At 40.7% G+C, this 9,577-nt stretch carries 9 protein-coding genes; 5 read left to right on the plus strand and 4 right to left on the minus strand.

Annotation, left to right across the window (positions count from 1 at the left end; genetic code table 11):
* Positions 1–19: 19 nt before the first annotated feature.
* The gene (locus G4P69_RS28175; protein WP_208344683.1) at positions 20–1,087 is read right to left on the minus strand and encodes a zinc-dependent alcohol dehydrogenase; all 1,068 of its coding nucleotides are present in this window, start codon (positions 1,085–1,087) and stop codon (positions 20–22) included.
* A gap of 90 nt (positions 1,088–1,177) precedes the next feature.
* The gene (locus G4P69_RS28180) at positions 1,178–1,363 is read right to left on the minus strand and encodes a hypothetical protein (RefSeq protein ID WP_208352754.1); all 186 of its coding nucleotides are present in this window, start codon (positions 1,361–1,363) and stop codon (positions 1,178–1,180) included.
* Between the two features lie 419 nt (positions 1,364–1,782).
* Between G4P69_RS28180 and xth the strand changes: the two genes are divergently transcribed.
* The 5 genes from xth (at position 1,783) to G4P69_RS28200 (ending at position 6,700) form a co-directional block, all read left to right on the plus strand.
* Positions 1,783–2,595: an exodeoxyribonuclease III gene (gene xth / locus G4P69_RS28185; protein WP_208344684.1), complete on the plus strand. Its 813-nt coding sequence runs from the start codon at positions 1,783–1,785 to the stop codon at positions 2,593–2,595.
* 185 nt (positions 2,596–2,780) lie between these two features.
* Positions 2,781–3,428: an RRXRR domain-containing protein gene (locus G4P69_RS39555; RefSeq protein ID WP_243902623.1), complete on the plus strand. Its 648-nt coding sequence runs from the start codon at positions 2,781–2,783 to the stop codon at positions 3,426–3,428.
* Between the two features lie 21 nt (positions 3,429–3,449).
* On the plus strand, positions 3,450–3,932 hold the full coding sequence (locus G4P69_RS39560; protein WP_243902624.1) for a hypothetical protein: 483 nt from the start codon (positions 3,450–3,452) through the stop codon (positions 3,930–3,932).
* Between the two features lie 183 nt (positions 3,933–4,115).
* Positions 4,116–4,991 carry an SDR family oxidoreductase gene (locus G4P69_RS28195; RefSeq protein WP_208344685.1) on the plus strand — a complete coding sequence of 292 codons (876 nt, stop codon included), beginning with the start codon at positions 4,116–4,118 and terminating at the stop codon, positions 4,989–4,991.
* A gap of 212 nt (positions 4,992–5,203) precedes the next feature.
* Positions 5,204–6,700, plus strand: coding sequence for an HlyD family efflux transporter periplasmic adaptor subunit (locus G4P69_RS28200; protein WP_208344686.1), 1,497 nt, complete (start codon positions 5,204–5,206; stop codon positions 6,698–6,700).
* Between the two features lie 72 nt (positions 6,701–6,772).
* Here the strand turns inward: G4P69_RS28200 and G4P69_RS28205 are convergent, their stop codons facing one another.
* Positions 6,773–8,263, minus strand: coding sequence for a S8 family serine peptidase (locus G4P69_RS28205; protein WP_208344687.1), 1,491 nt, complete (start codon positions 8,261–8,263; stop codon positions 6,773–6,775).
* 437 nt (positions 8,264–8,700) lie between these two features.
* A complete protein-coding gene (locus G4P69_RS28210) occupies positions 8,701–9,264 on the minus strand; it encodes a sensor histidine kinase (RefSeq protein WP_310834214.1) in 564 nt (187 codons plus the stop codon).
* Between the last annotated feature and the right edge of the window lie 313 nt (positions 9,265–9,577).

Raw genomic sequence — 9,577 nt, forward strand, 5'->3', positions numbered from 1 at the left:
ATGCCCCATGCCCCATGCCCTATGCCCTATGAGCATTAATAGCGACTTTAATCACCTTACGATCTCTCATATCACAGAACGCGTGTTCTAAGTCGTTAAGCGAACGATAGTCGCTGATAAGTAACTCGAAAGGGATCTTCCGGCTAGCAATTAGTGATAACGCTGCTTGCACAAATTCGGGAGTGTTGTGAAATACTCCTTTTAAAGTGAGTTCGCTGTAGTGCAGCTGTTCTGTGTTAACTGTAATATTGGTATCGCGTGGACAACCGCCAAATAAGTTGATAGTTGCACCAGGACGAGCGCAGGCGATCGCTGTTTCCCAAACACTTGGAACGCCAGTTGCTTCAATCACCACATCTGCACCCCATCCTTGTGTCATTTCTTTCACCACAGTGGGAATATTTGGTAATTGATGGTAGTTAAAGGTAGCGACTGCACCCAATTTTTTACCAATTTCCAATCTTGTGTCGCTACCTCCGAAGAGCAAGACTTCTACTGACAAATTTGCAGCTAAGATTGCTACAAACATCAGCCCAATCGCCCCGTCTCCAATTACGACAACACGATCAGGCTTTAGCCCGCTGCGCGAAGCGCAATCGCGTGCTTTAATATTAGAGCGTGAGACTCCATGGAGCACACAAGCTAAAGGCTCAGTCATTGCTGCCAATTCGTACGGTAGCTCGTCAGGGAGCGGTAACATATTTTGCTGTACAATTGACTCAGGAATCTTCAAGTACTCGGCAAAAGTACCGTTATTCCAAGTCAAATTTGGGCACAGAGAGTATTCTTGCTTTTGACAGAAAAAGCAATTGCGACATGGTGCCGAGTTGTTTGCAACCACGCGATCGCCTAAGCGCCATTTGGTCACTCCTTCACCTATAGCAACAATCTGTCCGGAGGCTTCATGACCGAACAAGGTTGGAGGTCGTAACATTTTTGCATGACCTCCGCGACGCCATACTTTTAAATCTGTGCCACAAGTCGTTGCTGCTCCCACTTGGATCACCACCTCACCTGGTGCTGGAGTGGGGTCAGCAACCTCTTCTAGACGTAAATCTTCTTTCCCGTAAAGTAACGCTGCCAACACAGCTATTTATCCCTATCTTAGCTCCAATTGATTGTATCAGTTGAAGTCGGGAACAAGAGTGAAAATTAACCCGTCTTGAGCGCTATAAATCTAGGAATTAACTGCTTGCTGAGCAATGACTCCTTTATTTCTTCCTTCTATGGTAGGGATGCGGGTGACAGTTAACAAGGGTACTTCTTGCCTGCAATTTTGACAAAGCCAGTAAAATTCACTATGACGGACATGACGCAGGAGAGAACCACCACAACATGGGCAGTTGTTGACTATCATACTCATACTGAACGTCCTCCTAAAAAAGGTCTTAATTTTAAGATGCACTAAAAAACTGATGTTTAAAAATTGGTGTTACTGGGATGAACCCAGCCGTTTTCATCAAAGTCCTCTTGATTTATGTTGGAGTTAATCGGATCGTATTAACCATTAAGGCTAAACCAGAATTTTATTATACTATGGAGTTACACTTTTAGGCTAGACTATGACATAGTCCCGTTTCATCTACCTTCAGAATCATAGAAGTTACGACGTTTTGTAGCAAAAGTAAAGATTTTTTTAAGAAGGGATCAATTTGTCAAAGTTTTTCAAAAAAAGCAAACGCAGTATCTGTAGTTGGGTTGATACAGGTAGTCCAGATGGTGGAATTTTAGTAGTTAGTGATACCTTTAAAAACTGGTAACTAACAACAAACTACTAAAGTCATGAAAATTGCTACTTGGAATATCAACTCGATTCGCACTCGCTTAGTACACATTGTCAATTGGTTGACGGAGAATCCCGTTGACGTCTTATGCTTGCAAGAAACCAAAGTTACAGACGCTCAGTTTCCCCAGGCACCATTTGAGTCGTTAGGATATTATCTATACTTCTCGGGACAGAAATCTTACAATGGTGTGGCTCTTTTGAGTCGTCAGCGGTTGGAAGATGTAAGTTGTGGTTTCACACCAATTGTGACAAACATACAACCAGATTGGGATGAACAAAAGCGCGTGATTACAGGTGTCATCGATGGTGTAAGGATTGTCAATCTTTACGTACCTAATGGTTCCTCAGTCGGGAGCGAGAAATACAAATACAAGTTGGATTGGCTAAAAATACTACATGAGTATTTGCGATCGCTTCTTGCGGTTTCATCTCATATTTGTATGTGCGGGGACTTTAATATTGCTCTGGAATCTAAAGATATACACGATAATGTAACTACAGAGAATCACATCATGGCATCCGAACCCGAGCGTCAAGCACTACAAGATATTCTCGCACTAGGATTTGCTGATGCCTTCCGCAAATTTAATACTGAAGGTGGACACTTCAGCTGGTGGGATTATCGCGCCGCATCATTTCGCCGCAACTTAGGTTGGCGAATCGACCATCAATATCTCACACAAGAGCTTTATGAGCGTGCTATAAGCTGTATTATTGATGTAACTCCGAGATCCCTAACTCAACCTAGTGACCATACACCAGTAATTGTGGAATTGTCAACAACCCCTAGCTGCCTTCGGCTGAGCTAGGGGCTTGTAAGAGTCAGATTGCAAGCGTAAGTGTTGTCTACCGCATGAGTTGTCGATAGGTACGAACTTCCGAATATTCCCCTAGTTCGGATTATCTTCAAACCCTCTGATTGTGGGTGCTTGCAGAAAGGACATCCTACTGGTAATGGCGGTAAGGGGCTTAACTACTCTGTAAAGAGGCTTATATGTCACAAACAGACAATAAAACAACTCAAACAAACAATCAAACAGTTAGAGTACCAGTCCTATCACCCGATGGACAGCCATTAATGCCAACTCTGCCATCAAGAGCAAGACGATGGCTTAGAGATGGAAAAGCTAAAGTTGCACACAACGACTTAGGTATTTTTCAGATCCAGCTAATAAGCGAACCTTCAGGACGAAACCTGCAACAAATATCGGTTGGTATCGACCCTGGAAAAAAGTTTAGTGGTGTGGGTGTACAAAGCGCCAAAGCAACATTATTTAAATGTCACGTAATCCTACCCTTCGTGAACGTGACGAAAAAGATGACAACTCGTCGCATCTTAAGAAGGGCTAGGCGTGGGCGTAGAATCAATAGAAATATTGCATTCAACAAGCGCACTCACAAACAAAAGCGCTTTAGCAACCGTTGTAACAAAAAACTTCCTCCAAGCATCAAAGCTAATCGCTTGCTAGAATTACGGGTTTTCAAAGAAATAGTGAAAATATTTCCAGTTTCGAAGGTGTTTTATGAGTACGTAGAAGCAAAAGGAAGTAAAGGCTTTAGTCCGGTAATGGTAGGACAGAAAGTCGTGATCGAATGGCTAAAATCTTTGTGTGCTAATGTACAAACTCGCTTTGGGTGGTAAACCTCAATAACTAGAAAACATTTGGGACTACCGAAGAACAAAGAAGACAAATCAGCCCAAACACCAGAAACTCATGCCAACGATGGAATTGCTTTAGCTTGTTGTAATTTCGTAAGTTACGAAAAGTTTCAAACGGCTAACACGCACGGTCATCAATGGTTCGGTGAGGTACAAATAACTCAAGCACCATTTAGAGTAATCGCTCGACCAAACTTATACCGTCGCCAATTGCATTTCGAAAATCCTGATAGCAACAAGCCAAACTTAAATCAATATCGCAAACGCAAAGGCGGAACTATCACTCCTTTTGGTTTTCGTTCTGGAGATTATGTTTTAGCTAAGAAAGCCGATCAAGAATACTTTGGTTGGGTAGGCGGTTATACTGATACAGAAAAAGCCAAAAAAGTGTCGGTTTACGATATCAACTGGAAACGAATAGGACAATTTACGCCCTCTAAGGTGAAACTGTTGCAAAGAAAAACGGGTTTATTGGTTGCCCGCTAAGAGATTGGGAATTTTAGAACTGTCCCCCTGCATTATTAAAATGCTTTTAATTAAATTTGAGGGACGTTCTAAAATTCCCCCGTCATTCCTCCCCTCATACGCGAAGAAGGGTAATCCTGACGGCTTCAGTTGAATTTTAGATTGTTAGTTCACAATTAAAGTGAAACACTAACAATCTAAAATATGTATTTAGTTACAGGAGCAACTGGAGGAATAGGTCGCAGAGTCGTGCGTCTCTTACGAGAAAGGGAAATGCAGGTGAGGGGATTTGTTCGCCTCAGCTCTCACTACGGCGAGTTAGAACACCGAGGTGCGGAAATCTTCATCGGTGATTTGCGAGAGGAAAAGGATATCCAGAAAGCTTGTAAAGGTGTTGAATATATTATTAGCACCCATGGTTCTGATAGCGATAGCCTATCCTTAGACTATCGTGCCAATATTGAACTCATTGATTGTGCAAAAAGTGGTAATGTGAAGCACTTTGTCTTTGTTTCTGTATTGGGAGCAGACAGAGGGTATGAGGATGCTCCGGTTTTCAAAGCCAAACGAGCCGTAGAACAATACTTGGAAGCTAGTGGTTTAAACTACACTATTTTACGCCCAGCTGGATTAGCATCTAACTTGTTGCCATTAGCAGAAAGGTTTCAAGAAACCGGGTTTTATCTGCTCGTTGGCGATCCCAGAAACCGTACATCAATTGTAAGTACAGACGATTTGGCAAGGATGGTTGTAGATTCTGTGACAGTTGAAGCAGCCCACAATCAAATTTTAAATGTTGGGGGACCCGAGATTTTGTTTCGAGAGGATATTCCCCGAATTTTTAGTCGCGTCTTCAACATTGAGCCGTTGGTGATTAATCCACCGTTGTTTATTGTTGATAGTTTACGGAGTGTATTAGGTTTGTTTAACCCCGAAGGGCAAAAAGCTTTAGGTACTTTTCGCACGTTACTCGCAAATGAATTTTTCTGTAAAAACGACGAAATCGCCAATTTAGAGAGAATTTTCGATTTTAAATTGGAGACATTAGAGGATTTTTTACGACGATATTTAGCGGTATGAAGAGGGAGCAGCCCCTGCGGGGAAGTCAAAAGTCAAAAGTCAAAAGTCAAAAGTTACGGAGCGGGGGAGCAGGGGAGCAGGGAAACTGGTTTATTCAAAAAGGATTATCTGAACTCCTGACTCCTGAATCCTGACTCCTGAATTCTGACTTCTGACTCCTGACTCCTATTCGATAACCAACAATCAACAACTAATAATTAATGTAAAATTTTATGAAATTTTCCTTAGCTGCAAATGCGACTCAAGCGCGTCAGACAAAAGAGCGATTCGCTAAACCAGATGAAAAATTATCCTATGAATTAAGTAAGGCAGTACAGGAACTGCCACCAATATACACAAGATTGTTAGCGGGAACGATTAGTGTTGTGGTATTGGGAGCGATCGCATGGGCGCAATGTTCCCAAGTCGATGAAGTAGCAACCTCCACAGGAGAGTTAATTGCTTCTACACAAGTGCGACCTGTAACAGCACTAGGTGGTGGCACAATAGTAGCAGTTAATGTTAAAGAAGGCGATCACGTTGCTAAAGGTCAAGTTTTAGTGCAACGAGATCCTGACTTGAAACAAGTTGATGTTGCTCGGTTAACAAAATCTGCCAGCTTGATTCAACAAGACTTACGCCGTTTAGATGCAGAACACACAGGAGCCACAACTACCGGCTCTCCACTTCAAAATGAACTGTTAAACTCGCGTCTGCGAGGTTATCAAGAGCGTCTAGCAGGAGCCCAAGCCGAAGCAAATCGCCAACAAGCACTCATTGATCAAGCAAAAGTACGTCTTACACGCTTGCAAAACAATTTAGTCAATGCCAAAACAACTCTCGCCAACGCTAAAACCAACTTTATAAACGCCCAAAAAATGAGTACGCAAGTTAGCAATAACTTGGTGCTTGCACAAAAAAGGGAAAAAAGTATGAGCATTTTAGTCAGCCCTGGGGCGGTTCCTAGAGTTGACTATCTAGATGCACAAGAAAAACTAAATCGTGCCCACACGGAAATTACTAGAGCACAAGATGAAGTTATAAACGCCCAAAATCGGTTGACAGAGGCTGAAGATAAAGTTTCATCTTTAGAAAAGGATATATCGGCTCAATATCAAGAAATTCGCCAAGCACAACAAGCCTATCAAGCCTCTCGTAACCAAGTAGAGCGCTTGACAGCAGAGCGACAAAGTGATATCCTTACGCAGATGAACAAGCGCAGAGAAGAATTTACCACCGTTTCAGGGCAGTTGGAGCAGGCAAAAAAACAACAGGAATTGGAGAGTATTAAAGCTCCAGTAGCAGGAACAATATACAAAATCAAAGCAACTAAAGGACCAGTACAAGCAGGAGAAGAGTTGCTGTCTATTTTACCCGCTGGACAAGAACTACAGCTTGAGGTAAAAGTCCTCAACCGAGATATTGGTTTTATTCATGAAGGAATGAAAGCAAAGGTAAAGATGGCGACTTTCCCATTTCAAGAATTTGGTACAGTGGATGGTGAGGTCGTACAAGTCAGTCCTAATGCAGTTGTGGATAAGCAATTGGGCTTGGTTTTCCCTACCAGAATTAAGCTTAGTAAAAATTCAATGCTAGTGCGTGGTCAAGAAGTAGCATTTACTCCAGGAATGGCTGCAACTGGCGAAATTATCACTCGTAAGAAATCGATTTTAACTTTCATCATTGAGCCTGTAACTCGTAGATTCAGCGAGGCATTTTCCGTAAGGTAATACTTTGTTCGTAGTTACGCTTTAGTGCGCTAAAGCGTAACTACAAACCTTTCATTTCTTATAAGTGGGTTGCTAAGCTATCTTCAGACTGGTATTAACAGACCATTCCTGATACTGTTTTAATACTGTTTCCCATTCTTGCTCTACAATACTTCCACTATTAGTACCATTATTACTAATAAAGCTGTAGATACTACCGTCGTCAAAAGTATTCTGCTCATTACTTAAAAATTGTGACCAACTATTTGAGCTTACTAACATCCGGTTGTTCTCAACTGTAGGGTTAAAACTATTGCTGATAACCATGCGCTCGATTGTAGAAGTACTAATATTTGCACTGTTATTCTCGTTGATAGGTTTAGCATTGAAGTTAGTGCTGGTAATCATGCTCTTGATTTTTGGAGTAGCCGTCAAGCTAAAAGTTGCCCCTTGTGTACTTGTCGCTTGTGTACTATTTCCTGCAGTTTGTGTGACAATCTGACGCACTTGAGCATCAGTGAGATTGTGGTTAGCACTCAGCATAAGCGCAACTACACCAGCAACGTGGGGAGTTGCCATAGATGTGCCACTATAAGTGGTATATTTATTACCCGGAATTGTAGAGTAGATATTAACTCCTGGGGCTGTAACGTAGGGAAGTTGGCTAGATCCAGCACAGTTAGAAAAGTCAGCCATGTTTTTATTTTGATCAACTGCGCCAACAGTAAGTCCCCAGTTTTTAGCATAGCGAGCTGGATAATCTGGTTGTGCAGCACTATCATTACCAGCCGCCATGACGACGATGACACCTTTGTTACTAGCATATTGAAGCGCTGAGTTTAGAGAGTTATTAGGATAACTACCACCTAAGCTCAGGTTAATCACATTAGCTCCATGATCCACCGCATAGTAAATCCCTTTGATTATGGAACTATAAGAGCCTGCACCAGAGTCATCCAAAACTTTAACTGGCATAATTTTTGCATCATATGCAATGCCAGTAACACCAAAGCCGTTGTTTTCTCCTGCGATCGTACCAGCTACATGAGTACCATGACCAACTTTGGACGTATCTAAAACGTTATTGTTGTTGTTTACAAAGTTCCAACCGTGAATATCATTAGCGTATCCTTGTGCAGCATCATCGTTAGGATTTGTCCAGATATTATCTTTTAAGTCAGGGTGATTGTAATCAACTCCAGTATCTAAAACAGCGACAACAACACCCTTACCTGTGTATCCTTTTGCCCATGCTTCTGGCGCTTTTACCAAATCCGCTCCCCAATTATTACCACCAAGATTAGCAACATTAGAAAAGGTATTTTGACCAGACGCTTGAGCAACTGCGCTTGCTGCATTAATTAAGCCATAACCAGACTTGGAGTTATATGTACTGGTAATAGAAGTTGTTGTAAACTGCCCATTATCTACTTCTAAACTATTCAGTGTTGAACTCGAGTTGACATAACTACTGGTGCTGAAGCTATAGTCATTACTTAAGCTTAAGGAATTGTCTAAGGAGGTAGAAGTGAGATTTAGCCCTTTATTAGATCCTAATAAGGTGCTAGTATAATCAATGAGCATAAGTGTTTTCTACTTAAATAATTGATTTTTGTTTATGCAGCACTAATTGGTTAAAACCTTTGTTAAAAGAAGGCTTTAACTGAAAAAATGTCTTATTTAATAATTAATATTTAATTCAATATAAAATTGCTCGTTAGTTTACAAATAAGCTTGTAAGAATAGAAATTTTATTTAAAAATTTATTTATAAAAAAAATATAAAAATGGGGATAAAGTAGCAATAGCAACGATTATTATTCTTACCACGTACCTTCATTCCAAAACTTATCCTTTGATGGCACAACCTCTCGCAGAACTTCTTAAGCAGCTGACAGCTTAAGCTCTGTTCTTAATGCCATTTCAATCCCCACCTGAAATATCTCCGCGTCACCGCGTCTCAAAGTCTCCGCGTCTCTTCCTTGAATGTCGCTCTCCTGTGTAATTTTTTGCTCTCTGGCGCTACTGAATGGGAATTTCAATCAAAAACTCCGTTCCCTCAGATAGTTTAGAGATACACTCGATTTTTCCACCATGTTTATCGACGATAATTTGGTAACTGATGGATAACCCTAAACCAGTACCTTTTCCCACAGGTTTTGTAGTAAAAAACGGTTCAAATAATCTATTTTTAACTTCTGCTGCCATTCCTGAACCGTTATCTTTAATACTGATAATTACGCAATTAGAGTCTTTAACTTGAGTGCGGATAGTAATGCGACTTATATTTCTTTGAATGTCTTCTTTATGATATTCGTGTAAAGCATCAATTGCATTACTCAAGATATTCATAAATACTTGATTTAACTGTCCAGCGTAGCATTCAACTAGAGGCAAATCTCCATATTCCTTGATAATTTCAATCAATCGATCCTGAGATTTATCCTGGATACGATGCTTTAAAAGTAAAAGTGTACTATCAATACCCTCATGAATATTCACAGGTTTCATTGCTGCTTCATCTAGCCGAGAAAAATGCCGTAATGTCAATACAATTTTGCAGATACGTTCAGAACCAATTTTCATTGAAGATACAGTTTTTGGTAAATCATCAATGAGAAAATCGAGATCAATATCTTTAATAAATTCTTGAATTTCTTTGTTACTATGGAGAGATTGTTTTTGATACAGATTGATTAAATACAGTAAATCGTGAGTGTAGTTTTCAAGGTGAGTAAGGTTACCATAGATAAAATTTTGGACTTTGAACTAAAAAAAACTAGAACCGCAAAATTTGCTAGAGAGGGTCACATATTCAAGTAAACTAGGAAAAATAGAGAATATGTGCCAGGACTTACGCAACTGGCACAGGGGAGCGCTAAATTTTAGTACATCTGTA

Origin of the sequence: Aetokthonos hydrillicola CCALA 1050 (assembly GCF_017591665.1) — a bacterium.
GTDB lineage: Bacteria > Cyanobacteriota > Cyanobacteriia > Cyanobacteriales > Nostocaceae > Aetokthonos > Aetokthonos hydrillicola.